20 protein-coding genes are annotated in these 26,192 nt (G+C 59.7%); 9 read left to right on the top strand and 11 right to left on the bottom strand.

Translation table 11 applies throughout. The features are described 5' to 3' along the window. Positions 1–79 precede the first annotated feature (79 nt). Complete coding sequence (locus SO156_RS27960; protein ID WP_498537008.1) at positions 80–5,617, top strand: trifunctional serine/threonine-protein kinase/ATP-binding protein/sensor histidine kinase; 5,538 nt, start codon at positions 80–82, stop codon at positions 5,615–5,617. 26 nt (positions 5,618–5,643) lie between these two features. Here SO156_RS27960 and SO156_RS27965 read toward each other — a convergent pair whose 3' ends face one another. Together SO156_RS27965 and SO156_RS27970 are read right to left on the bottom strand one after the other, a co-directional pair. Continuing rightward, the gene (locus SO156_RS27965) at positions 5,644–5,997 is read right to left on the bottom strand and encodes a response regulator transcription factor (RefSeq protein ID WP_498537009.1); all 354 of its coding nucleotides are present in this window, start codon (positions 5,995–5,997) and stop codon (positions 5,644–5,646) included. 38 nt (positions 5,998–6,035) lie between these two features. After that, positions 6,036–6,665 (bottom strand): response regulator transcription factor, encoded by a 630-nt coding sequence (locus SO156_RS27970; RefSeq protein WP_458149980.1) that lies wholly within the window; start codon positions 6,663–6,665, stop codon positions 6,036–6,038. A gap of 211 nt (positions 6,666–6,876) precedes the next feature. Here SO156_RS27970 and SO156_RS27975 point away from each other — a divergent pair, with 211 nt between their 5' ends. Then, positions 6,877–8,427 (top strand): ATP-binding protein, encoded by a 1,551-nt coding sequence (locus SO156_RS27975; RefSeq protein WP_498537010.1) that lies wholly within the window; start codon positions 6,877–6,879, stop codon positions 8,425–8,427. A gap of 19 nt (positions 8,428–8,446) precedes the next feature. On the opposite strand, the gene SO156_RS27980 is transcribed toward SO156_RS27975, so the two are convergent. The 7 genes from SO156_RS27980 to SO156_RS28010 all read right to left on the bottom strand — a co-directional run bounded on the left by SO156_RS27980 (position 8,447) and on the right by SO156_RS28010 (position 16,158). Then, positions 8,447–8,758 carry a UBP-type zinc finger domain-containing protein gene (locus tag SO156_RS27980; protein WP_498537011.1) on the bottom strand — a complete coding sequence of 104 codons (312 nt, stop codon included), beginning with the start codon at positions 8,756–8,758 and terminating at the stop codon, positions 8,447–8,449. Positions 8,759–8,939: 181 nt separating this feature from the next. Then, on the bottom strand, positions 8,940–10,106 hold the full coding sequence (locus tag SO156_RS27985; RefSeq protein ID WP_498537012.1) for an NADH:flavin oxidoreductase/NADH oxidase: 1,167 nt from the start codon (positions 10,104–10,106) through the stop codon (positions 8,940–8,942). 87 nt (positions 10,107–10,193) lie between these two features. After that, positions 10,194–11,201 carry a cytochrome d ubiquinol oxidase subunit II gene (locus SO156_RS27990; RefSeq protein WP_458149976.1) on the bottom strand — a complete coding sequence of 336 codons (1,008 nt, stop codon included), beginning with the start codon at positions 11,199–11,201 and terminating at the stop codon, positions 10,194–10,196. Then, positions 11,198–12,586 carry a cytochrome ubiquinol oxidase subunit I gene (locus SO156_RS27995; protein ID WP_458149983.1) on the bottom strand — a complete coding sequence of 463 codons (1,389 nt, stop codon included), beginning with the start codon at positions 12,584–12,586 and terminating at the stop codon, positions 11,198–11,200. The genes SO156_RS27990 and SO156_RS27995 overlap by 4 nt, the downstream gene beginning before the upstream one ends. Before the next feature lie 167 nt (positions 12,587–12,753). Next, the gene (locus tag SO156_RS28000) at positions 12,754–14,391 is read right to left on the bottom strand and encodes an MFS transporter (RefSeq protein WP_498537013.1); all 1,638 of its coding nucleotides are present in this window, start codon (positions 14,389–14,391) and stop codon (positions 12,754–12,756) included. Next, positions 14,388–15,485: an HlyD family secretion protein gene (locus tag SO156_RS28005; RefSeq protein ID WP_498537014.1), complete on the bottom strand. Its 1,098-nt coding sequence runs from the start codon at positions 15,483–15,485 to the stop codon at positions 14,388–14,390. Before SO156_RS28005 ends, SO156_RS28000 begins: the two co-directional genes overlap by 4 nt. 73 nt (positions 15,486–15,558) lie before the next feature. Beyond that, the gene (locus SO156_RS28010) at positions 15,559–16,158 is read right to left on the bottom strand and encodes a helix-turn-helix domain-containing protein (protein WP_498537015.1); all 600 of its coding nucleotides are present in this window, start codon (positions 16,156–16,158) and stop codon (positions 15,559–15,561) included. A gap of 268 nt (positions 16,159–16,426) precedes the next feature. Between SO156_RS28010 and SO156_RS28015 the strand changes: the two genes are divergently transcribed. The 7 genes from SO156_RS28015 to SO156_RS28045 all read left to right on the top strand — a co-directional run bounded on the left by SO156_RS28015 (position 16,427) and on the right by SO156_RS28045 (position 23,849). Next, the gene (locus tag SO156_RS28015) at positions 16,427–17,092 is read left to right on the top strand and encodes a sensor histidine kinase (RefSeq protein ID WP_498537016.1); all 666 of its coding nucleotides are present in this window, start codon (positions 16,427–16,429) and stop codon (positions 17,090–17,092) included. Positions 17,093–17,200: 108 nt separating this feature from the next. Further along, the gene (locus tag SO156_RS28020) at positions 17,201–18,634 is read left to right on the top strand and encodes an NAD-dependent succinate-semialdehyde dehydrogenase (RefSeq protein ID WP_498537017.1); all 1,434 of its coding nucleotides are present in this window, start codon (positions 17,201–17,203) and stop codon (positions 18,632–18,634) included. Positions 18,635–18,703: 69 nt separating this feature from the next. Beyond that, the gene (locus SO156_RS28025; RefSeq protein WP_458149970.1) at positions 18,704–19,360 is read left to right on the top strand and encodes an NAD(P)H-binding protein; all 657 of its coding nucleotides are present in this window, start codon (positions 18,704–18,706) and stop codon (positions 19,358–19,360) included. A gap of 76 nt (positions 19,361–19,436) precedes the next feature. Beyond that, positions 19,437–20,861, top strand: coding sequence for a class II fumarate hydratase (gene fumC, locus SO156_RS28030; RefSeq protein ID WP_498537018.1), 1,425 nt, complete (start codon positions 19,437–19,439; stop codon positions 20,859–20,861). Then, positions 20,824–21,432 (top strand): FUSC family protein, encoded by a 609-nt coding sequence (locus tag SO156_RS28035; protein ID WP_498537019.1) that lies wholly within the window; start codon positions 20,824–20,826, stop codon positions 21,430–21,432. Before fumC ends, SO156_RS28035 begins: the two co-directional genes overlap by 38 nt. A gap of 43 nt (positions 21,433–21,475) precedes the next feature. Beyond that, positions 21,476–22,759, top strand: coding sequence for a threonine/serine exporter family protein (locus SO156_RS28040; RefSeq protein WP_498537020.1), 1,284 nt, complete (start codon positions 21,476–21,478; stop codon positions 22,757–22,759). Between the two features lie 331 nt (positions 22,760–23,090). After that, positions 23,091–23,849, top strand: a complete 759-nt coding sequence (locus SO156_RS28045; RefSeq protein ID WP_458149966.1) for an alpha/beta fold hydrolase — start codon at positions 23,091–23,093, stop codon at positions 23,847–23,849. A 149-nt stretch (positions 23,850–23,998) separates the two neighbouring features. Here the strand turns inward: SO156_RS28045 and SO156_RS28050 are convergent, their stop codons facing one another. Both SO156_RS28050 and SO156_RS28055 read right to left on the bottom strand, forming a co-directional pair. Beyond that, positions 23,999–24,499, bottom strand: a complete 501-nt coding sequence (locus SO156_RS28050; RefSeq protein ID WP_498537021.1) for a Dps family protein — start codon at positions 24,497–24,499, stop codon at positions 23,999–24,001. Between the two features lie 319 nt (positions 24,500–24,818). Next, positions 24,819–25,835 carry an aldo/keto reductase gene (locus SO156_RS28055; protein WP_498537022.1) on the bottom strand — a complete coding sequence of 339 codons (1,017 nt, stop codon included), beginning with the start codon at positions 25,833–25,835 and terminating at the stop codon, positions 24,819–24,821. Positions 25,836–26,192: the final 357 nt, after the last annotated feature.

Consider the following 26,192-nt stretch of genomic DNA (forward strand, 5'->3'; position numbering starts at 1 on the left):
AGTATCTTGCTTAGGACCGCGGCGGCGCGGGCTCCTTGCCGGGTCACGCGCGACTGAACCGATGTGAACCGGCGCTAACATGGATGCAGTTCGCTTCGCCGGAATCGCAGATAGCAGCTTCCACGTTGCGTGGAGGGACGGTGAGCGCGTCTTCTGCCGAGGATGGCATAAGGGCTCCGACGGCAGCCTCGTCGCCTTACTAGCAGTGCAGGCCTCCTCGGAGCATCCCCATCCTGCCATCATCGAACGCCTTGCTCACGAATATGCATGGAAGGACGAACTGGATCGCGCGTGGGCGGTGCGTCCGTTAGACCTCCTTCATGAAGGCGGTCGGACCGTATTGCTTCTCGAGGACCCAGGAGGGGAGCCGCTCGAAAACTTGATTGGCGCGCCAATGGAGGTCGAAAGCTTCCTGCACCTCGCGATAGGTATCGCTGGAGCAGTAGGCAACGTCCACCGGCGCGGCCTCATCCACAAGGACCTAAAGCCGACCAACATTCTCGTGAATCGCACGACCGGAGAAGTCAAGCTCACCGGTTTCGGCATTGCAACCCGCTTGCCGCGTGAGCATCAAAGTCCTGGTCCGCCGGAGGTGATTGCCGGAACCCTGCCATACATGTCACCCGAACAGACTGGACGAATGAATCGATCCATCGATGCCCGCAGTGATCTCTACTCTCTCGGTGTGACCTTCTACCAGATGCTCACGGGATCGCTTCCATTCTCGGCCATCGACCCGATGGAATGGGTTCATTGTCACATCGCCCGGTATCCGCTGCCGCCCAACGAGCGAGTAGACGCGATCCCGCCCCCCGTCGCGGCAATCGTATTGAAGCTCCTCTCTAAGGATGCGGAGAGCCGTTACCAGACTGCAGCAGGCGTCGAGTCCGATTTGCATCGTTGTCTCTCCGGATGGCACGCTCATGGCCGGATCGACTCGTTTCCGCTGGGCGCCCATGACGCGTCGGACCGGTTGATGATTCCGGAAAAGCTGTATGGCCGCGAAGCGGAGGTCGATAATCTTTTCGCTGCCTTTGATCGGGTCGTTACCGGGGGGACGACGGAAGTCGCGTTGATCTCCGGCTACGCGGGTATCGGCAAATCCTCAGTCGTGAACGAACTGCACAAGGCTCTCGTGCCGCCGCGCGGCTTTTTCGCCAGTGGCAAGTTCGATCAGTACAAGCGCGATATCCCTTACGCAACTCTGGCTCAAGCGTTCCAGTCGCTTGTGCGACAGCTCCTGAGCAAGAATGACGAGGAGATATCCCTCTGGCGATCGCTCCTGCTCGATGCGCTCGGCTTCAATGGCCAGCTCATGATCAAACTGATCCCGGAACTAGCCCTGATCATGGGAGAGCAGCCTCCCGTTCCCGAACTCCCGCCGCAGGAAGATCATAATCGGTTTCAGCGGGTATTCCGCCGCTTCGTCGGCGTATTCGCTCGACCAGAGCATCCCCTGGCGCTGTTCCTAGACGATTTGCAGTGGCTGGATACGGCAACGCTGGAGATGCTGGAACATCTCGCCACACACCCCGAGGTTCGTCATCTGTTGCTGGTAGGGGCTTATCGTCACAACGAAGTCGGCCCCTCCCATCCGTTCAAACGAATCCTGGGGGCGATCCGCGCCGCCGGCGGAAGGGTGCAGGAGACGGCGCTCGAACCGCTCAAGCAGGACGCGATCGAGCAGATGATCGCGGAGTCGTTGCATTGCGGCGAAGTGGGCGCGCAGCCGCTTGCGCGGCTCATCCACAAAAAGACGGAAGGCAATCCGTTCTTTGCAATCCAATTCCTCATAGTTCTCGGAGAGGAGGGGCTTCTTCAATTTGACCACACCAGGGAGCGGTGGGTCTGGGATGTGTCACGCATTAGCGCAAAGGGCTTCTCAGACAACGTCCTCGACCTCATGGCAGTCAAGCTCCGTCGCTTGTCGGATACGACGCGAAACGCGTTGGGGCAGCTTGCCTGCCTCGGTAACGTCGCCGAAATTGCGACAATGATGGTGGTCCACGGGGAATTCGAAGAGAAAATTCACGCGACACTCCGGGAGGCGGTTCTGGCGGGCCTCATCTTCAAAGTGGACGGCGCCTACAAATTCATCCATGACCGCGTACACGAAGCCTCCTATGCGCTCATTCCAGAGTCCGAGCGCGCAGCAGCCCATCTTCGCATTGGCCGAGTGCTCGCGGCCAGGACTGCGCCCGGCGAGCTTGAAGATACAATCTTCGACATAGTGAATCATCTCAATCGCGGTGCGGCCCTCATCGAGGCCTATGACGAGCGCGAGCAGGTCGCCGCGTTGAACGTGTTGGCAGGAAAGCGCGCAAAGAGTTCGACCGCCTATGCCTCCGCTCGCAACTATCTTATGCAAGCAACGAAGCTTTCATCTGAGAATGCCTGGACTCGTCGCTACGAGAAAACATTCGAACTCTATCTGCTGCTTTCGGAATGCGAATATCTGGCAGGCTACTTCGAGGCGGCGGACGCGCTCTTCGACATGATTCTAGGCAGGGCGTTGTCAAACCTGGATCGAGCGAAAGTTCACAGCCTGCGTATCAAGCTATATCAAGTGGCGGGCAAATATGACCAGGGACTTGCTGTCGCGCTAAATGCGCTGGGCTCGTTTGGCGTGACGTTTCCTGATGGCGATCAGGACATCAAGGCAGCTGTTGAAGAGCAATTCCGCAACCTTCCCGTCAATCTGGCCGGGCGCCCAGTTGGCGCGCTTCTCGATGCGGCCGTTGCGGTGGACCCCGTCAGCCGGACAATCATCGAGCTCCTCGTTGATGCAACACCATGCGCCTATATCGCTCGGCCGCCGCTGTTTCCGTTGGTGGCTCTTGAAGGGGTCAATCGTTCCATCAGAGACGGGAACACGGAGCAGTCGAGCTATGTTTACGGTGTTTTTGCCCTCTGGCTGGTGTCTCTAAAGGGCGATATCGGCTCGGCTTATCAATTCTCGGAAATGTCGCTACGGCTGAACGAACGATTCAAGAACTTGCGACTGCGGGGCACGCTGCTTCATCTGCATGGCGATCACGTCAATTTCTGGCGAAGACATTTCGCCACAGGACTGCCAATTCTCGAACAGGCCTTTGAGGCTTGTCTCGAAGTGGGGGACCTCGTCTATGCCGGTTTCCTCGCTTTCGAGACCGTGTGGCAGCTGATCGAAAAGGGAGACGGTCTTGAAGATGTGCTGACATCAGCGAGCAGGTACGCAACGTTTGCAAAGCAGAGCCACAACGATGCCGTTTTTGAAACGATCCGGCTGGAGCAGCAATTTATCGGAAGCCTCCAGGGGCGGACGAAAGCTCCCCTGAGCTTCGAGGACGGCACATTCGACGAAGCAGCCTGCTTTGCCACCATCGTCAAGGCGGCCTTTGGCTGCGGCATCGTCTTCTATCATATCATGAAGCAGATCCTCGCCGTCATCTATGGTGAGTACGAGGACGCACTAAAGGCCGCCGCGGAAGCAGAGCCTGTGCTCGGCGCCGCGATGGCGATGCCCATTGAGGCGACCTATCATTTCTGTCACGCGCTTACACTAACGGGACTGTACCCGACTGCTTCGGCGCTGCAGCGGGAGCAATATCGTAGATTGCTTGACGAGAAACTGCAGAAGCTCGAGCTGTGGGCCGACAATTGTCCAGAAAATTATTACAATCGATACTCGCTGGTTTCGGCAGAGATCGCGCGCATCGACGGGCGAAATATGGACGCGATGCGTCTCTACGAAGTGGCGATTCGCTCGGCGCGCGAAAATGGTCTGATCCAAAATGAAGCTATGGCCAGCGAGCTCGCCGGCCAGTTTTATCTTGCTGTCGAACTTGAAACCAACGGTTACGCGCATTTGCGCAACGCACGTGCGTGTTATGCACTTTGGGGGGCAGACGGCAAGGTGAGGCAACTGGAATCGCGACACCCTGGCCTTGCCGCCGGTGAAGGGTATCGGCAAACCGACACGATGGCGGCCGTCATTCAGAAACTGGACGTTGCCACACTCGTAAAGGCCTCTCAGGCTGTGTCCAGTGAAATTGAACTGCCGAAGCTGATAGAGCGGCTGATGAACGTCTCGCTGGAGAACGCGGGAGCGGATCGAGGCTTGCTGATCTTGCCCCAGAAGAATGACTATCGTGTCGAAGCAATGGCTGAGGTCAGCGGCGGCGAAATTGTCCTCTGCCGAGCGCCGCTCTCCGGCAACGATATTCCCAATTCCCTTATTCGCTATGTCGTTCGCACGCGCGAAACGGTCATCGTCGATGACGCCACGCGGCCGAACCCATTCGCAGGTGACGAGTATCTCCAGCGTCGACGACCTCGCTCGATCTTTTGCCTTCCGCTCGTGCGACAAACGGCTCTGGCCGGGGTACTCTATCTCGAAAACACATTGACTGCGGACGCGTTCACGCCTGATCGAACTGAAATGCTTGGGTTGCTGGCATCTCAACTCGCGATATCGCTGGAGAACACGCATCTTTATAGCGACCTTAGGGAGCGCGAAGCACGGATTCGTCGCCTGGTCGACGCCAACATTATTGGCATCATCATCTGGGATCTCGACGGCCATATCCTCGAAGCCAATGATGCCTTTCTCAGTATCGTGGGATACGACCGTGAGGATCTCGCATCCGGTCGCATGCGCTGGACGGAGCTGACGGCGCCCGAATGGCGCAACCGCAACGCACAGGTGGTCGAAGAGGTGAAGACGACGGGCATCGCGCAACCGTACGAGAAAGAGTATTTGCGGAAGGACGGCAGTCGCGTGCCGGTGCTGGTCGGGTCCACAAGCTTCGAAGAAGCCGGGAATCGAGGCGTGGCTTTTGTTCTAGACCTGAGTGAACGTAAACGGGCGGAAGCCGAAGCACGTGAAAGCGAGCGGCGCTACCGCGAAACGCAGATGGAGCTGGCTCACGCGAGTCGTATCGCGACTATGGGCCAGCTTACGGCGTCGATCGCCCATGAGGTCAATCAGCCGATCACTGCAACGATCGGCAACGCCGAAGCGGCGCTGCGCTGGCTCGCCCGTCAGCCACCGAACTTGGAGGAAGTTCATCAGCTCCTTGAAAGGATCGCCAAGGATGGGCGTCGGGTGGGCAATGTCGTCGACCGAACCCGTGAGCTTGTCAAAAAGGCGCCGCTGCGGAAGGAGCGCATGGAGATTAACGGAGCAATCGCCGAGGTGGTCGAGCTCACGCGTGGTGAGGCAACAAAGAGCCACATCTCCGTGCGGACGCAGCTTGCCGAAGGCTTGCCTCTTGTTGAGGCCGATCGCACCCAAGTGCAGCAAGTGATGCTGAACTTGATCGTCAATGCCGTACATGCCCTGGATGAGGTCAGGCAAGTTCGGCGCGAACTGCTGATCAGCTCGTCGTTGAACGGTTCAAGCTGCGTACTCGTATCCGTGCGAGATTCGGGGAGGGGCATCGGCCCGGAGCAGCTCGAACGACTCTTCGATCCATTCTACACGACCAAGTCGAGCGGAATGGGAATGGGACTATCGATCTGCCGCTCGATCATCGAAGGACACGGAGGACGGATTTGGGCGGAGGCAAACCTTCCGCAAGGCGCGGCCTTTCACTTCACCATTCCGCAGCTCCACGATGGCGGCCTCGCAATGTGAACATCGAAGAGGAGGGGGCGAGGACGTCAAATCCGCAATGCCTTCTTGATGCAGCCAACCAGCATTTCGACATCCAAGGGCTTGCGGAGTAAACCTATCGCACCACTGGAAATCGCTCTTCTTTCGAGATCAGGTTCGGTGCGGGCCGTTATCATGATGACCGGCAATGAGCCATTACGCTGTTGAAGTTCTTGCTGAAGCTCGAAGCCGCTCATTCCTGGCATATGAATATCTGTAATGGCACAAGTAAATTGTTCAAAGTCGGAGGCTGCAAGAAAATCCTCAGCGGAGGCAAAGCCAAGGGCGTCGTATCCAAGTGATCTCGTTAGCGAGACCAGCATCTCCCGCACGGCGACGTCATCATCAATAATGGAAATCATCTTTCGTTGCCTGCGTGGGTGAAGCTTTCAACGTTCTCTCAGCGCGATTTGCTCCTGAGTGCATCTGCCATACGAACCAGATCAGCAATCGAATGGGCTTCCATCTTACGCATCACGGCGCCGCGGTGCATTTTAACTGTTATCTCACTTAGGCCGAGTTCTCCTGCGACTTGCTTGTTCAATTTGCCAGAGGTTACCAACATCATCACTTCGCGCTCGCGCGAGGAAAGCGTGGCGAACCGATCGGCCGTCGCGACAGTCCAGTCATCGTTGGCGCGCCGCGCTCGATCCCGGTTGATTGCCGTGGTGACCGCATCGATCATGTCTTGATCTCGAAATGGCTTAGGAAGGAAGTCGACCGCGCCGGCTTTCATTCCTCGCACACTCATTGGAATGTCCCCGTGTCCTGTCATCAGCACCACAGGTAGCCTTACCCCTATGTCCTGGAGCTGCTCTTGAAAGTCCAATCCGTTGATTCCTGGAAGGCGAATGTCGAGGACGATGCAGCCGGGGCCATCCAAGCGGCTCGCCTTCAGAAATTCCTGCGTAGATCCGTAACTGCGGACGTTCAGTCTGACCGACCGCAGCAGGCTGTCGAGCATCAAGCGCACGGAATCGTCGTCATCGATGACGTGTACGGTAGGCGTGCCTTCAGGCGCTTGGGTCATGCACGTGCCACTCGGCAGCGGATTGACTTCAATACCACAAGCTGCATTCGATCGCACTAAACAAAGGTACGGCGTCACCGACAAAAGTACATACCAAGGTGTGGGTCGCAGAGACTCTTGCGAGGTTGGCCTGCGACAAGATGGCTATCATACTCGTTGCTACGACCACGTGTTCCGACGCTCTGCTCGCAAAAGGCAAGGAGAAACCTCAATGAACACGCGTATCAAGGTGCCCGCCGCAATCCGACCGAGTGCGGACGGCGACCGCCGGGAAAGGTGCACGATTTCGGCGTACGCAGCAACCGGGTCGGTGATCCGCATCAATTCTTCGGCGGTTGATCGCGGCGTCTCAATCGTGACTGAGTCGATGTCGGAGGAGTGCTACGAATTCGCGGACTTTCGATTGTTTCCTAAGCGGCGGACGTTATTGCGCGGGGCCGAGCGCGTCGCGATTGGCGGACGGGCACTCGATCTACTGTCCTTGCTGGTATCTCGGGCTGGGAATGTCGTGAGCTTCGAAGAGCTGATGCGTCAGGTGTGGTCGAATGTGACAGTCGAGGAAGCAAATGTTCGCGTGCAGGTCGCCATCCTCAGAAAGGTCCTGTCGCAATGCGAAGGGGCGAACCAGGCCATCGATACGGTGCCGAATCGAGGATATTGCTTCGTTCTATCTGTGCGCTACAGTCCGAATTGGATCGATCCGGGCGGCTCTAGGCTTCAGGTAAATCCCGCATTGCCAATCCTGCCAAACCCCACCGTAGGTCGAGATGATGCAATCCAAATCATCGGGGACGGTCTGGACAAACATCGCCTTGTAACCGTCACCGGCCCCGGCGGTATCGGAAAGACGACCGTCGCGATCGCAAGCGCGGAACGTTATGCGAAAAAGTTCCGGGGCTTGATCAGGTTCGTCGATCTTTCGCATGTCGCAGACGGCGCGGGAGCGGCTCGGGTCATTTCCGAGGCCTTGCATCTTGCGCCGGTCCACAATGCGATCGAGGCGTTGTGCGAGCATCTTAGAGTCCATGAAGCTCTCCTGATACTCGATACTTGCGAGCATATCGTGGAGTGTGTCGCGACGCTTGCTGAGATCATGTTAGGTCGTTGCTGCAATCTGAAATTGCTCGTGACCAGCCGAGAATCCTTGCGGGCAAAGGGTGAATGGACTCATCGGCTGCCATCACTCACGTTTCCTGAAGAGGGACATCAGATCGAGGAGAAAGATCTCGCGAAATTCTCGGCGGTTACCCTGTTCGTCGATCGTGTTCAGTCGTCAACTCGCTTCGAACCTCGACGGCGAGACCTGCCAACGATTGCGGAGATATGCCGGAGGCTCGACGGAATACCGCTCGCGCTGGAGTTTGCGGCCGCTCGAGTGGCGGAGCTTGGGCTCCGCGAGATTGCCGTGCGCCTCGACGATTGCTTTACGATCCTCACACGAGGCCGCCGGACCGCATTGCCCAGGCACCGCACGCTGGCTGCCGCTTTCGATTGGAGCTATAGCCTTCTCTCAGACGAAGAGCAGCGTATGCTGGTGCACCTCGCCGCTCTCCGCGGCTCGTTCACGGCCGAGCGCGCCATCGCGAGCTGCTTGGACGGCGCGTGCAAGCGGCCATCGGAAGCATTCTACAGTCTTCTGGACAAGTCATTTCTGGCGGTCGAAATGGCAAGTGAAGCGCCGATGTTTCGCTTGTTTGAGACCACGAGAGCTTACGCGGTGAGCATGGCATGTTCGGTGCAGCATTCGGTCGGCGGGCAGTAAGACGTGCGGTAGCGCGAGCTCAATCTTCTACGAACCGTGGTATCGGACCGAGCTGTTGCGTGGGGTGGTCAAGCTCGATGAAGACATCGTCGACATAGCACCAGCCCCAACCATCTGGCGGATCGTAGCCCTCGATGATCGGGTGTCCGCTTGTTTGAAAATGCCTGGTGGCATGCTTGCCTGGCGATTGATCGCAACAACCGACGTACCCACATGAACGGCAGAGTCGCAGGTGTACCCACCAACTCCCGGTCTTCAAGCATTCCTCGCAGCCGCGCGCACTCGGTGTAACGGTCCTAACGAGGCCCTGGTGAGAACAGGAACGCGGCATTAGGCGCCTCCATGCCGCGAATTGGCGGCTTGTGCTTGAGAAGACTCGCGACGGTTCGCGGGGAGCCATCCGGCCGTATCCTACGCCAAAGTTGAGCCAGACGCCGAGCTCGTTCACAGAATTGGGAGCGCCAAGTGGCGCACATGGATCCCGAGGCGCCGCTTAACCAGCAGCGCGCCAACTACGATGTAGAACCTTGTAAACTACGGTCAACAACGGAAGACGGCCCGGACCTCTTGGGGCTACTCGCTGTCAAGAGATCTTTGAATCGTCGAGGCTGCGACCGAAGGTACTGATTTGGTGCCTGAACCTGCGCGCCCAGTTCGGCCGCAGCATGCCAAGGCCATCGAGGATCATAAAGGATCGTCCGTGCCAGCGCGACCAGATCGGCTTCCCGGGTGGCTACGATCGCCTCGGCCTGGTCAAAGCCGGTGATCAGTCCGACGGCAACGACGGGAATTCGAACGGCCGTTTTGACAGCTCGAGCTAATGGCACCTGATAGCTCGGTCCGACGGGAATTTGCTGAGCAGGATGAAGACCACCGCTGGAAATATGGACTGCGTCGCAGCCGGCAGCTTCAAGCCTCGCAGCAAAGACGCAGGTTTGTTCGATGTCCCAACCTCCATCGACCCAGTCGGTGCCGGATATCCGTGCAGTGACAGGCCTGTCCGGAATTGCCTGGCGCATGGCCTCGAATACTTCAAGCGGAAACCGCATGCGGTTTTCCAATGATCCGCCATACCGATCGTCTCGCTGATTGGAGAGCGGTGACAGGAATTGATGCAAAAGATAGCCGTGGGCGCAGTGAAGCTGAATCAGATCGACACCGATCCGCCGGGCGCGTTTCGCCGACGCCACGAAAGCATCGCGTATGTCTCGGAGTCCATCGCGATCGAGCATCCGCGGCGAGATCTGGCCTTCGGCATAGGGTATCGCTGAAGGTGCATCCGTCTGCCAGCCGTTTGGCGCGCTTGGTGCGATCTGGGCTCCTCCGACCCAGGGCACGGCGGTGGACGCTTTGCGGCCTGCGTGGTTTAATTGAATGCCGATGGGAATGCCCGACCAGCGTCGAATGCGATCAACCGTAGAGCTCATGGCAATTTCTGTTTTATCGTCATAGAGGCCGACATCAGCCCATGTGATGCGACCTTCCGGGAGCACCGCTGTGGCCTCGATCGTGAGCAGAGCCGCTCCGGATAGCGAAAGGTGTCCCAAGTGGATCAGGTGCCAGTCGTTCATGCAGCCATTCTCTGCCGAATATTGGCACATCGGCGCGATAACGATCCGGTTCGACAATTCGAGCGAGCCGACCCGAATGGGTTCAAAGATGGCAGGCCTATGCGTCATTGCGATCTTCCTCCGCGGTGCCGTTGTCTCGAGTAAGGAATGTCGGCCCCCGTCGCTGCGGACGGGCCCGCTGTCGTCTTTCTTCGTTTATGAAGCGCCAACCTTTCCCCGAAACGTCCAATAGCTGAAACCAACGTAAGCCAGGATGATCGGGACGATTCCAGCGATTGCGAAGAACGAGATCACCTGGGTTCGCTGCTCGGATGCCGCTTCCCAAATGTTCATGACCCCTGGAATGGCGTACGGCCAGACACTGGCGCCGAGCCCGCCCAACGAGGCGAGGAACAGCAGAATCGCACAGAGAAATGGCACCCAGTCACGCGGTCCGGACAATGACCGCAGGGCGCCAACCCAGGCGGCTGCGGCGAGGAGGGGAAGCGGCGAGAGCGACAACAAGTGGGGAAGCGTGAACCAGCGATTGGCGATCGCAGGGACGCTCAACGGAGTCCAGAGGCTGATCAATGCGATTGCGGCGCCCGTGAGAAAAAGCGTTACGAGGGCGAGCCTGCGGCTGGAGATTTGCGTCGCTCCCTCGGTCTTCCAGATCAGCCAGCATGCGCCGAGCAGTCCATAACCCGCTGCGAGTCCGACGCCGGTTGCGATGGAAAACGGCGTGATCCAGTCAAACGGACCGCCGGCAAAGTGGCCATCGGCGACTCGAATTGTCCCGCCGACGAATGATCCCAGGATTGCGCCCTGGCAAAAGGCTGCGACCGCAGATCCGCCAGTGAAGGCCGTCGTCCATAGAATCCTCAGCGGACCGCCCTGGGATCGGAATCCGAACGAAACGCCTCGCAAAACGAGCCCAAACAGCATCAAGGCGAGGGGCAGGTAATACGCCGGGATGAGAATAGCGAAGGCTCCGGGAAAGGCGGTCCATAGCACCATCGCGCCAAGCACGAGCCAGGTCTCGTTGCCATCCCAGTTGGGCGCCAACGTTCGGATCATGATATCGCGATCGTCCGGGCGCGATGCGAACGGCAGGAGGATCCCGACTCCGAGGTCGAAACCATCCAGGATGACATAGAGCGCTATGACGAAGGCCGCGGATACGGCGAACACCACCGGCAGATCGAGATTGCTCAAGATGCTCATCTGATTGCTTCCCTTGCTGCGATTGCTGCGTGGATGGCGCCCAGTGGGCGGCCAACGGGAATCGTCGGCGTCTCGATCTCGAAACCGCGCCAAACAAGTCGGCCGCCATAGTAGAAGAATCCGAGCAGCAGGAGGTTATAGAGAACCAGCGCGACTGCGAGCGATCCGAAAACAGCTCCGCCGGCAATCGGGGAGACGGCATCGGCGGTTCGCAATTGCCCGTAGACGACGTAGGGTTGCCGTCCCACCTCCGTCACCGTCCAGCCCGCGAGCGTCGCGATGAATCCAAGCGGTGTGCCGGCCAGACACAGGTAGAGATACCAACGCGTGTCGAACAGCCTCCGACGCCAGCGAAGATAGAGAGACAACAGCGCAAGGCCGAGCAGTGCCATTCCGCAGCCGACCATGATCCGGAAGGCAAAGAAGACGGGAATGACGGGCGGACGCTCGCTCGCGGGAACTTCTTTCAGGCCCTTGACTTCGCCGTTGAGCGAATGCGTGAGAATGAGACTTCCAAGCCAGGGGATTTCGACGGCGTAATCGTTGCGCTCGGCCTTCTCGTCGGGCCAGGCAATGGCCGTCAGCGGCACCGCTCTCGCCGTCTCCCATCGCGCTTCGATGGCCGCGAGTTTCATCGGTTGGAATCTGCGGGTATTGAGCCCGTGTTGGTCGCCAACAAAAATTTGCAGCGGTACCAAAATCGCCGCCAGCCATAAGCAGAGCGAGAACGCCGCGCGGGCGGGCGCCTGTTCCTTCTCCCGGCCGCGCAAGAGCCAGAACCCGGACACGCCGACAACGACGAAGATCCCGGTGATGAAACTGGCCAGGAGCATATGTGCAAGCCGGTACGGCATCGAAGGATTGAAAACCACGCCCCAGAAATCCGTGGTGACGAACCGGCCATCGCCAGTCATCGTGAAATCCACCGGCGTTTGCATCCAGGAGTTCGCCGCGATGATCCAGAATGCCGAGATGACCGTGCCCGTCGCCACGATCACGGACGCCCCGAAATGGAGCCATTTGCCGACGCGTTTCTCGCCAAACAGCATGATCCCGATAAAGCCAGCTTCCAGGAAAAAGGCCGTCAAGACTTCTAGCGTCAAGAGGGGGCTGATGACATCAGCCGTGACCCGCGCATAACGGGACCAGTTCAATCCAATTTCGTACGAGATGACCACTCCGGTCACGACGCCCATCCCGAACGCGAGAGCAAAGACCTTCGTCCAGAAGGTCGCGAGCTGATGGTATGCGGGCTTTCCGGTCCGGAGCCACAAGGCGTTCAAGGTGACGATGAACCACGCGATCCCGATCGAAAATGCGGGCCACAGGATGTGGTAGCCAATCGTGAACGCGAACTGCAGGCGTGAAAGTATCACGGGATCCATCGGCACACTCCATCCGCGGACACGTGGCAACTCCCAGGAGTTGGAAGGGGTTGTCCGCACTCCGTCAGTGTGCAGCATCGGGTCCGACAAATATTGTGAAAGCGTGCCTCTATTTGTCTGCGTCGAGCCGCATGTTGCGCTGATCGCGGCAATAGAGCTTGTTGCTCTCAGACGTGCGTCGCCAGAGTTACGCCACATCGGCGCAGCAGCGCTTTGACAAAGCCAAACGGAGCGGGCGTAAACGGCCCTGGTGGCGCCCGTGTGATCCAACACAGGCAGAACAGGCCGGCGATCGCCAGCCAAAAGCACAGGGAGAAGCCGTCGATGAATGCCAAGACATTGGCTTCGCGCGCGACCGTTCCCGAAAAAACATGGATCGCTCGTGCTGATGCTGCGTCCGCGCCGCGGCCCGAGAGATGATTGGCGAGTGCGACCAACTGATGTTCCACCTCGGAATTGCCGTCTGCAACATGAAGCCCGAGATAATTCGAATGAATCTGCTCGCGGACACGCAGCCATGTGGTCATCAGGGCCACGCCAACCTCCGCACCGACCACGCGGATGACCTGGATGTATGCCGAGAATGCCGTTGCGCGCGACGAATCCGAGTTTGCGACCAGAGTAAGAATAGTCGGCGTCAAGGTGAAGACCTGGCCGACCGATAGCAGGAGGACGATCACACGAAAGTCCGCTGGCGCCCAGTCGTGGGTCAATTGCATGCCAAGAAGGCCGGCGGCCGCGAAAGTCGATAGTCCGAAGGCGGCAACCCAACGGGCATCGAAGTGTCGAAGGATGGCGATCGAAAGCGGCGTTAGTATCAATATCGGCAAGGCGCCATAAACAAGCGCCAGGTATCCATACTGCTCGGGACGCAGCAACGTGACGGTACCGAGAAAGCCGGGCACGAGAACAGAATTGGACAGGCTGGTCAGGGTGTAGAAGAGGGCAGTTGCGAGGCCTAGTCCGATGTTGCGCTTGAACAGCACGTTGATGTTGGCCCAGGGGTCTCTGGCGTAGATTTCGTTGACGAGGAAGGCAATGAAGAGGGCGCTGCCGCCGGCAAGCAGACCGACCACGATTCCGGACCCGAGCCAATCAAGCCGGTTGCCCTGATCAAGCCCTGCATAGAACATCGATAGTGAAGCGCCGAACAACAACATGCCGGCCCAGTCGGCCTTACGCAAAAGGTCGCGGTTGGTCTGGCATGGAGGCGTGCCCAAATAGACCAGCAACGCCATCACGGGCGCAATCACCACGCCCTGCCAGTAAAACCATTGCCAGCCGAGGTCGGCGGCAAAGAGCCCGGCGGCTGCCTGGCCGACATCCTGCGTCAGGCCGACGCGCACGGAGTAGAGGGCGATCGCCCAGAGCCACCACTTCTGCGGCAAGTGCCGGAAGATGATCATGAACGTCGCCGGCACAAAGGTCCCCAGCAGCATCCCGTAGATGATGCTCAACACCATCAGTGCTTCGTAATTCCTGGCAAACGGGATGGCATAGCAGACGACGGCAAACAGCAGGCTGGGGACTGCCAGGATGCGTCGCAATCCAAAGGTCGTGACGAGCCAGACCACCGCCGGAGCGACGAATATTTGCGATCCGACAGAAGCCGTGTAGAGCCAGGCTCCCTCGTCGAAGCCGAGCGAGAACGCGCCGCGCAGATCAGGGAGCCCGTAGCCGATCAATCGCGTGTCGTAATTGGTGAAGATGGAGCCAAGAACGACGGCGGCAACCGCGAACAGCGGTTGCGGAGTGATACCCCCGAACGAAACAGGCCCGCGCCGATCATCGTCGCTACTGATCATCCGCCGCCACCGACATGAATACGGGTGACGACGGACATGCCCGGCAACAGCTGAGAGAGCAGCGGCTGCTCCTTGTCGAAGGCGATCCGCACGGGGATTCGCTGGACGACCTTGGTGAAATTGCCGGTCGCGTTGTCCGGCGGGAGCAGCGCGAACTGAGAGCCGGACGCCGGCGAGATCCGTTCGACATGTCCGCGCAGCGGCCGGTCCGGAAAGCTGTCAACTGCGATATCGACGGGCTGGCCAGGGCGGATGCGTGTAAGCTGCGTTTCCTTGTAGTTCGCGATCACGTAGACGTTCGGGAGCGGCACGATATTGATGAAGTTCCGTCCAACAGTGACATAATCTCCGGGCTGAACTTGACGCTCGCTGACCACGCCATCAAACGGCGCAAGAATGCGTGTGTAACCCAATTTCAGGCTCGCGGCAGCCAAGGTCGCTCTGGCTCCGTCGACGTCCGCGGCACGCTGCTTTTTCGTCCCCTGTAGCACTTCGAGCTGGTGATGTTGCTCGGCGACAGCCGCGCGACTGGCGCGCGTGTCGGCCTGAGCCTTGCGGTAGGCGGCCGTCGCCTGCTCGAGGCGCTGTTGCGTGCCTGCGTCAGTCTGTGACAGAGCCTGCTGTCGTTCCTGCTCCTCTCGGGTTTCGACCTCAATGGCTTCCGTCGATCGAAGCGTCGCTTCAGCCTGCGCGATGACCGCATATTGGCGCTCAATCTGATCGCCCAGAATGTCGATAGCCGCCCGCGCGGCCGCCAGGGTGGCATTCGCCAGATCAACCTGAGCCTGGTAGTCGGCGGGATCAATCTGAATGAGCAAGTCGCCCGCCTTGACCGACTGGAAATCGTCCACAGCGACGGATGAGACCTGACCGGAAATGCGGGTGCTTAGCCGGGTGACATCCGCACTCACATAGGCGTCGTCAGTCGATTGTATGGCGGCCTGGCCCGTCCAGGTATTCCAGCGGTTCGCCGCGACGATGATAAACGCAACAACGACCAATAGAACGAGGGAGGGCAGCAGGAATCGCAGGTAGGACCGTAGCGCCGAAATCGCCCGATGATCGCGAAGCGGCCCGGCTGTGGCCTCGCGCATCAACATGTCTTTTGAGTCGACTGGCATTGACCCTCACTGGTCGGTCGTTCGACCCGCCCGAGATCCTCGCGAACTAGCTATCCTTTGGCCGGGAGTGAAGCAGCGGCGATTGGAGAACGCCGTCGGACGCGGCTCCCTTGAATGCCCGCCGCCACGCGTGTGGATTGCGCCCCACCGTGCGCCGAAACAGGCGGCACAGGGCGGACTGATCGACCAGGCCGCAGGCAACCGCAATTTGACTCAGCGGCTCGTTGGTCGTGAGCATCAGCTCTTGCGCGCGTATGGTTCGCCTCATCGTCAAGTAGGAGTGAGGCGGCTGGCCGAAGCTCTTCTTGAACGCCCGGGAAAAGTAGCTCGGGCTGAGATTGACCACGCCTGCAAGTTCGACCGTCGTCAGCGAGATGCTCAGATTGGCTTCGATGTGCGCTTTCAGACGGCGCTCTTGCCAGGGGGCCAGCCGACCCGCTCCGGTGGACGGAGCATCCGCGCGCTCGTCGAGCGTGGCGCGCAAAATGTCCATCACGCAATCGATGAGCTGCCTTGCGCGAGCCTGATCGGAGACGACGACAGCATCTGCGTTCCGAAGCAGTTCTATCATCGTATGTGTCGAGGCACGACAACAGAACTCGACGGGCGTATCGCCGTTCATTTTGCAGGCAACATGCGCCGGCATCGCCTGTGCGCCGTCGGACAGAGTACAAGAGCCATCCATGGTTCACCCAGTAGGAAATTGGCGTTGGAACCATGTGCGACGGCCGCGCCAAGCGAAAGTTAAAGGTTGTAAAAAGAGGAAGGAGGCTCTCGCCGGATTTGACTTCGATTTTACAGCACAAACGGGAAAGTCTCGGCGGTGCTGATCAATGCAGGCGACGCCGAATGGCTAGGATCCATCTCGCAGAGAAAGGTTGACAGATGGAGTGATTAGGCCAGGAGCGAACAAAATGAGAGACGTGTTCGAGTTTGCTGAACTGAGCAAGGATACTGCGGTTTCGGATGTCGAAGACCATGTCCTGCTGAAGGAGATGTCCCACCGTATCAAGAACGAATACGCGGGCGTCATCAATACAATTTCGTTGCGCGCCTACAAATCGCAGAGCACGGCAGTCAGGGCAGCCTTGACCGACGTGGCAACGCTCCTGATGCAGTTGTCGGATGTCCATCGGGCACTGACGTTTCCCGCTGGTCGGAAGCCGGTCGAGGTCTGTGCGTACCTGCAGCGGCTCTGCGGTGCGGTGAGTGCCGCGCGGCTCAGGGATCGCAACATAAAGCTGCTGCTCGTCGAGTCCGAGCCGCAATTTCTAGCGGCCGAAAGCTGCTGGAAGCTTGGGCTTGCCGTCTCCGAACTCATTACCAATTCGTGCCGTCACGCATTTGGCCCGGTCGGCGGCGTTATCCGGATCGAGTTGTCGAAGGACGGGCCAATGGTGACATGCTGTGTCCGTGACAATGGTTGTAACCGCGGCAAACGGCCGGCGGGACAGGGTCTCAAGCTCATGCAATCCCTGGTGCAAAGCGTTGGAGGCACGTTCGATTGCGGCTTTGGAGACCGCGGCGCTATCACGCTGATCTCGATGCCCAGCAGCGGAACTCTTGGCGGCCTTCACTGAGAACTGCACCGCAAGGTGTCACTTTTACCTCTCTTTACTTGCTCGCCGACAAGGCGCTGGCAATGTTGGAAGGTCGAGAAAGCTCACTCAAGAGCAGGAGCGCGAGAGATGGCGGAAGCAAGAGCATTCGGAGTGACCACACCCAATCTCTTTCAGACGGTCAATCCAGCGACGGGTGAGAAGGGGACAGCCTATCCGGGGCATACCGTCGACGACGCGTTGTCGATTGCCGCCAATGTTCATCGTGCGCAAGTCGCGTGGCGCCGGGTAGGGTTCAAGGCTCGCGCTCCTTTGATGAGGAACGCTGCCAAGGTCATTCGCGACAATAGTCCGCGGTATGCCAGGCTCATGACGGTAGAGATGGGCAAGCCGGTCACCGACGGCCTTGCCGAGCTCGAGAAATGTGCCTCGTGTTGTGACTATTTTGCCGAGGCGTCGGAAGGTTTTCTCAAGCCAAGACATCTCGATATGAGCGCCGGCTATTCGGGCCCCGGCGCGCCGCCCAAGGCATTTGCGACTTTCAATCCCCTCGGCGTCATCCTGGCGGTCATGCCGTGGAATTTTCCGTTCTGGCAAGTCATCCGGTTCGCTGCGCCGCATCTGATGGCCGGCAACGGTGGCGTCTTGAAGCATGCGTCCAACGTGCCGGGATGTGCGTTGGCGCTGGAGGAAATCTTCAGACTGGCGGGGTTTCCCGTCGACCTCTTTCGAACCGTGCTTCTGTCGTCGAAGGATTTGCGGCCCCTGATCGAAGACCCGCACATCGCCGCGGTCACGTTGACCGGCAGCGTTGCCGCCGGGAAGTCGGTCGCCGCGATTGCCGGCGCAGTCATGAAGAAGGGCGTTTACGAGCTCGGTGGCTCGGACGGCTATATCGTGCTCGAGGATGCGGATCCGGTCGCCGCCGCCAGGATCTGTGCGCGTGGGCGCATGGTGAACGGCGGCCAGAGCTGCATCGCTGCCAAGCGCTTTGTTGTGGTCGAGAGCGTCAGGCAGGCGTTCGAGAACGCGCTGGTCGAGGAGATGAAGCGGTTCGAGATGGGAGACCCCAACGATCCCAGGACGCTTCTTGGGCCGATGGAAAGCGTGCATTCGCGGGATCAGATCGCAAGCCAGGTCAGTCAGAGCATCAAGAATGGTGCTCGGCTTCTGCTGGGCGGCGAGGCACCGAAACGCGCCGGTGCATGGTTTCCGGCAACGATCCTGTCGAACGTTTTGCCGGGCCAGGCGGCGCATGACGAGGAGCTGTTTGGGCCAGTTGCGGCGATCATATCCGCCAAAGACGAGGAGGACGCGATACGTATCGTGAATGCGAGCGAGTTCGGCTTGGGATCGGCGGTGATTACGGCTGATACTGCGCGGGGCGAGCGCATCGCGGCCGAGGAGTTGGATGCCGGGGCAGCTTTTGTCAACCAGAACGTTCGGTCCGACCCCAGACTGCCGTTCGGCGGGGTCAAGAACAGTGGTTACGGCAGGGAAGTGTCTGAGTTCGGCATTCTGGAGTTCTGCAACATCAAGACGGTCTTCGTCGAGAAGCTGTAGGAGCACCGGAGCCGACGCGGTCCGGCCGAAGGCCTTACGAAGAAGCGTGCCGCCCTAGCGAGGACGAACGTGAAGATCTTCATTGTTGGTATTTCCGGAGAGACCGGGTTCAGGCTTGCACGTCTGCTCAAGGAGCGTGGCGACGAGGTCGATGGTCTCTATCGCCGGGCTGAGCAAGGCGAACGGCTCCGCGCGATCGGTATCGCGGGCACACATGGCGATCTCGTCTGGATCGATGAGACGAAACTCGCAACCCACTTCGCGGGAAGTGATGTCATCGTCTTTACAGCGGGCGCCGGCGAATCTGACAGTGATGCGATGATCGACGCCATTGATGGCGACGGCGTAACCAAATCAATCGCCGCAGCCCGAGATGCCGGCGTCAAGCGCTTCATCCTCGTCTCGGTGTTTCCCGAAGCCGGACGCCAGGACGGATGGGGCGAAAGCTTCGAACATTATATCGCCGCGAAAAAGCGAGCTGATGTGGAGCTGTCCCGGACGGAGCTCGATTGGGTCATCTTGCGTCCGTCCTCTCTAAATAACGAAACAGGTGTTGGCACCGTCAGTCTTGGGCCAGCGGAGTTCCATACCGACATTCGCCGTGATGACGTCGCGGCGACGATCGCAGAATTGGTTCACACGCCGGCTTTGCGACGTCGCATTCTGGAATTGACCGAAGGTACGACGCCCATAGCGCGCGCCGTGATGGCGCAGATCGAGAGCTGAGAAAGTTGCTGTTCGCCCGGGGACTATCGCCCCCGCGCAATGTTGCCGCCGCCGATACCATACCAAAGAGGATGCCATGACAGACTTCCGCATCGAAACCGACAGCCTCGGCAAAGTCAACGTTGCCTCCAACAAGCTGTGGGGCGCACAGACCCAACGCTCGCTCGAGCATTTCAGCATCGGCCACGATCTGATCCCGCGCGAGATGATCATCTCCTATGCGACCCTCAAAAAGGCCGCCGCCGTCGCCAACCACGCCAGCAAGCGGCTCGACGGCCAGCGCTACGAGTTGATCGTTCGGACCTGCGACGAAATCCTCAATGGCCAGCATCACGACATGTTTCCGCTGCACGTCTGGATGACCGGGAGTGGCACGCAGTTCAACATGAACGTCAACGAGGTGATTTCCAATCGTTGCTGCCAGCTCGCCGGCACGCCGCTCGGAAGCCATGCGCCGGTGCATCCCAACGACCACGTCAACATGGCGCAGTCCTCGAACGATACGTTCCCGTCGGCCATGTGTATCGCAGCGGCGGTGAACGTGAAGCAGCGGCTGCTTCCGGCGGTGGGCGAGCTGCGGGATGCCATCGCGGCCAAGGCCGGGGAATGGGACGACATCGTCAAGATCGGCCGCACCCATATGCAAGACGCGACGCCGCTGACGCTGGGTCAGGAATGGTCGGGCTATGTCGGCATGCTGTCGGATGATCTCGATCGGTTCGAAGATGCGCTGAAGGGCGTCTATCGTCTCGCGCTCGGCGGCACCGCCGTCGGCACCGGCATCAACTCGGCCCCCGACTTTGCCGAGGCGGCTGCAGCAGAGATCGCTGGGCTGACCGGGCTGCCCTTCGTCACCGCCCCGAACAAATTCACGGTTCAGGGCGCGCATGATGCGCTGGTGCAGCTTTCCGGAACGCTGCGGACACTTGCGGTATCGCTCTACAAGATCGCGAATGACATCCGCCTGATGTCATGTGGTCCTCGCGCCGGTTTCGCCGAGCTCAGCATTCCCGAGAATGAGCCGGGCTCGTCGATCATGCCCGGCAAGGTCAACCCGACGCAATGCGAGGCGCTTGCGATGATCGCAGTCCAGGTGATGGGCAATGACGTCGCTGTCGGCTTTGGCGGGGGCGGCGGTTACCTCGAGATGAACGTCTACAAACCGCTGATGATCCACAACATCACGCACTCGATCACGATCATGACCGATGGCTGCACCAACTTCCGCAAGTTCCTGATTAAGGGCACGAAGCCGAACTTGAAGAGGATCAACGAGTTCGTCGAGCGTTCGCTGATGCTGGTGACCGCGCTGTCGCCCGTCATCGGTTACGACAAAGCGTCCAGGATCGCCCATTTCGCGATGGACAACGATCTTACGCTGAAGCAGGCCGCACTGAAGCTCGGCTTCGTCGACGAGGCAGAGTTCGATCGCGTCGTCGATCCCGCCAAGATGGTCAAGCCCTATGTCGCGGCCGCTCCAGCAAAAGCTGGCGCTGCGTGAAACTGAGGGACTGGTGGTCATGAAGAAGCTCACGGCTTGGGAATTGATCTATGCGATCGTCATGGCGGTCGCCTGCGCCGCCTCCTACCTCTTGACGACCGAGTTGCTCGGCGGCTTCATCGATCGCAGCGATACCCTCCTCGGAGGCATGTGGGCTGCCGTCGCAACGCTGTTTGTTTTCCGGGAGACTCGGGAAGGGAGCCTCTTGGCAGGGATATCGCGGTTGACCGCGACTTTCGTGAGCTTCGTTCTGTGCTTCGTCTATATCGCCCTTCTTCCGGTCAATGCTGCCGGCATCGGTCTCGTGATCGGCGTGGGGACGGTCGTGATGCTGGTGCTGGGACGGCACGAGGATATTGTGACCACCGGGATCACGACGACAGTCGTGCTGGTGGTCGCCGCCATCGACCCGGCGCATGCGCTGGCGCAACCGCCACTGCGTCTGCTTGATACAGTCGCTGGAATCGGCGTCGGCATGCTGGCGAAATGCGCTGCGTCTTATGCCGTGGCCCGCGCCGGCATTGCACCCGACGACGCGTCCTATACGACGGTCAGGCGGGCCGGGGCATGACCAGTTTCGGCCAGTTGAGGCTGGCCTTGCGCGGGCAGAAGTGATGCTGATCGCAGATGGCCCCGAGCACGCGCCTTTGACCGGCGAGCGACGCGCGCGTCTGGTGCTCGCCTTTGCAAAGGTGCTGTACGTTTGTGGTCAGTCCACAGAACAGACGATTGCCGCCACTGCACGGCTCGGGCGAGCGCTCGGATTGAGCGCCGACCTGGTACCGCGGTGGGGCGAGCTGAGTCTCTTGGCCGACGAGGGGCCACGCACGTTCCTGTACCAGGCCGAGGCGAGCCCGACCGGGATCGAAATGGATCGTGTGGCCTCGACCATCCGGGCCATCGCAGACGTTGAGGCCGGCCGTCTCGCCCCCGAGCACGCTGCAAAGACCATCGACGCGATCGCCCGATTGCGTCCGTCCGCGACCTGGCTCTTCATGCTCGCCGCCGGAATAGGCAGCGTGGCGCTGGCGGTTATCTTCGGCGTCGAGCATGTCATCGCCGCTTGCCTGATTTTCCTCGGCGGCAGCGCCGGCGCCTTGTTGCGACGGGGCCTTGCCCGGTTCAGTGAGAATCTCTTCCTGCAGCCGTTTGGCGCCGCGCTGCTCGCCGGCCTCATCGGCGGGCTGGCGGTGCGCTATCAGCTGAGCTCGTCGCTGCGCCTCGTCGCGGTCTGTCCCTGCATGGTGCTGGTGCCGGGTCCACATTTCCTCAACGGCATGATCGATCTGGTTCGCGGCCGGCTGTCGCTCGGCGCTGCCCGCCTGCTCTATGCTCTGCTGGTCGTCGCCGCGATCTCGCTCGGCTTGGTGCTCGGGCTCGCCTGTCTCGGTGTGTCATTGCCGACGGACCCTTCCGGCCGGATCGTGTCATTGTGGGAAGATGTCGTCGCAGCTGGCGTCTGCGTCGCTGCCTACTGCATCTTTTTCTCAGCGCCGCTTCGCATGCTGCCATGGCCGGTATGTGTCGGCATGATCGCCCACGCGTCGCGATGGGTCGCAATCACGCAACTCGGCGCTGGCGCTGCCACCGGGGCTCTGGTTGCGGCTCTCGTCGTCGGCGTGACGCTCACGCCCGTCGCCCGGCGCGCCAACCTTCCCTTTGCGGCGATCGGATTCGCCGCCGTGGTGTCGATGATTCCTGGAGTCTATCTATTCAGAATGGCGGCCGGGTTGCTGCAAATCACCGCTCAAGCCCAAGTGACGCAGGATCTCGTGGGGGCAATACTGGTCGACGGCGCCAGCGCTGCGATAATCACGCTGGCATTGAGCTTGGGCCTGATCGTGCCAAAACTGATCATCGATGCCAGGGACGGTCATCCCAGCGCAAGCAAAGGTTAGAGCTCGCGCGCGCGGCTACTTGGCGCGGAAAGCGCTTTTACATCTTTAAACTGGCTTTATTCCGGCCGGACGCCTCTACTGGCTGCACGAACTGCGGCTCGACGGAGCAGATCACGACAAGGGTCTCTGTCGCGGCCGTCGTTTCAAAGCAAGGCGAATCCCAAGTGATGCTCCCGACGGCCGATCTACTCGTGCCAAAGCCACTCGCGCTCTGACATCTGCGCGGCGGCGATGCGGTCGCGATTCGATCGTGGGCGAGTGTCGCAGAGTGTCTCGTGTCGATTGTGAAGACGGCAATACCGAAGTCCCCACCAAACGAAGGAACGTAGCAATGAAATCGTGCAAAAGCGTTATGGGCTTGAGCCTCCTGACCGCGATGGTAGCGATCGCCCAGCCAGTTTTGGCTGCCGAACCGAAAGCAAAGACCGCAGTTCTTGTCCATGGCGCATTCGCTGACGGATCGAGTTGGGAGAAAGTCATTCCGTACCTCGAGAAGGCCGGACTCAAGGTCGTTGCAGTCCAGAATCCGCTCGACTCGCTGGACAACGACGTCGCGGCGACCAAGCGGGCGATCCGGAACGCGGAAGGTCCTGTCGTCCTCGTTGGCCATTCATGGGCTGGTGCCGTCATCACCGAAGCAGGGAACGACGACAAGGTCAAATCGCTCGTGTATGTGGCGGCCTACGCGCCGGATAAAGGCGAGTCGGTGAAAAGCGCCACTTCGAAATATCCAGATCCGGAGAGCCTGAAAACCTTCGTCAAGGACCCGGACGGCTATCTCACGATCAGCGAGGAAGGTATCAAGAAATATTTCGCGGCAGACCTTCCACCCAAGGAGCAGGCGGTCGTAGCTGCGACGCAGGGACCTTTCCACATCAGGACCCTGTCTGCTCCGATCAGCCAGGCCGCGTGGCGAGAGAAGCCGACCTTCATGGTCGTTGCGACCAAGGATGCGATCATTCCGCCGCAAATGGAGAAGGACCAGGTGAAGGCGGCCAAGGCTACGGCGATCGAGGTGCCATCGAGCCACGTCGCGATGCTGGCGTTCCCGAAGGAAGTCTCCGAGCTGATCATCAAGGCGGCGGAGTAGCGGAACGCCGTGACGTCAACGGCGATGGGCGAGGCGCAATCGCCGTTGACTTGTGACCGCTTCGTTGCAACCGTTTTCTCAACACGCGGACGCCGCCGGATGAGACAAGCGGCGTTCGCGTATATTGCTTCGGCTGGATGCCGCGGACATCAGGCAGACCGTGTGACTTCGAACAGGAACCAGGCCCGCCGCTCCGCCTGATCGGTCCAGCCGTCGAGCAGCCCCGAAGTGGCGTTGTCCTTGGCTTCATCAACCAGCACTTTCGCTTCCCGGAGCGCGCGAACCAGCGCGAAATTGTCCTCGCGGAGTTCGGCGAGCATGTCGTCGGCCGGCACGAATTCGGCATCATTATCCTTGATTGTCTGCCGGCGAGCGATGTCTCCGATCGATCGCAGGGTTGTATTGCCAGTCTTGCGAAGTCGCTCGGCGATGTCGTCGACAACCGAGAAGATTTCCGTCGCCTGATCGTCCAGCAACAAATGGTAGTCGCGAAAATGTGGCCCGGCCATGTGCCAATGAAAATTCTTGGTCTTGAAATAGATGGCGAGCATATCCGCCAGGATCGTGTTGAGCGCGTCGGCGGCCGTGGTGGTGTTCGGCAGCGCCAAGGCTGATGCGGAATCGGGTGTTGGTATGCGAGCTGGAATCATTGTCGTCTCCTGACGTTGATGCGGCGAGCCGCGATGGAATGTGATGAAAAAGGACGATCGGGGCGCCCTGGGGAGAGGGGCTTGGGCGGATTGCGCCCCGACCTACGCATGGCGCGCTGCCATCCGTATGGCATTTGGCTTTGGAAAGACGTGCTCTGATTGGCCAGACTTTCTGAAAGCTAAAGTCGTCAGGCATTTCTGAACCCGTCACAAGAGTAGAACCACACGACACCAGGCTCAATGAAATCGGCGTAACGGCTCGTAAAATCTCGCGGGTGCAGAATTTATCTGGTGTGGAGCGCTGGCATGGATCGACGGCCTATTTATCGATCGGCAGAGGCGCCTCTTCGGCCACGAGCCCTTTCTTTCGCAGCGCCTGCCAAAACTCGGCAGGAATTCTGGTCTTGAGCGCCGCGTGATCTTCGAGGATGCGCGCGGGCTTGCTCGCCCCGGGAATGACAGCGGCTGAAGCCGGGTGCGCCAGAGAGAAGTGCAGTGCCGCTGCCTTGATGGGTATGCGGTATTCCGTGCAAAGTGCTGAGATCTTCTCGACCTTGGCGGCAATCGCCGGAGGCACCGCCCCGTATTCGAAGTGACGCCCGCCTGCGAGCACGCCGGAGCTATAGGGGCCGCCGATCACGATATCGACTTTCTTGCGCTGTGCAGCCGGCATCAGCCGCTGGAGCGCCAGCTCATGATCGAGCAACGTATACCGGCCAGCGAGCAAGGTGGCGTCCGGGTCCACCTCGGCGAGCCCGAGCAGGAGCTCCACAGGCTCGACCTTGTTAACGCCGAGGCCCCAGCCTTTGATCACGCGCTGGTCGCGTAGTTTCGACAGGGCTCGGAAAGCCCCCGTTCGAGCGGTTTCAAACATCGCGAGCCAGCGATCGCCATAGAAATCCTGGGCGATATCGTGCACCCACACGAAATCGATATGGTCGACCTTCATGCGCTTGAGGCTGTCCTCGATCGATTTAATGGTGCCGTCGGCCGAATAATCGGGAACGATCTTGTTGGGGCGGCCGTGCTTGAAGATTTCGCCCTTCTCGCCGTGGTCCCTGCCGCTGGGATCTTCGACTTCGTCGAGGATCAGCCGGCCGACCTTTGAACTGAGAACGTAGTCGCTGCGAGGTCGCCTTGAGAGCGCCTTGCCGAGCCGGATCTCTGCGAGTCCGGCTCCGTAGAATGGAGCGGTGTCGAAAAAGCGCGTGCCCGCGTCCCAGGCTGCGTCGACTGTCGCGAGCGCCTCATCCTCGGGAATATCCCGATACATGTTGCCGAGCGGTGCTGTGCCGAACCCGAGCGGCCCTGCCAATAGTGCTTCCCTGATTCTCATTTGAACCTCCGGTGACGATGAAGTTGGCGTTGCCGATGTCGCGCGGAGTTGAGTGCATCCATCTACAGCCGGCAAGAGCGCCACTTCCACGAGTTTATGTCGCGTATTTCCGGCTGACGAATAGCGATTTGTAAATTGAAGAAAATCGCACCCGCGAAAGCAATGGGAGAAACTTGAAGCTCAGTGCTTGCGGGACACTCCCGCTGCCCGACGTTTTACATCTCTTTACGGGCGTCTGTGTCCGCTTCCGATTATCTGTGACGGCGACAATGGTGCCTGCGTGGCCGAGCTCATCCGCAACAGGGCATTGGCTGTCGGCAGATCCAATATCTCGACGTGGAACTGATGCGACCCATC

This window comes from Bradyrhizobium sp. UFLA05-125, assembly GCF_059803515.1.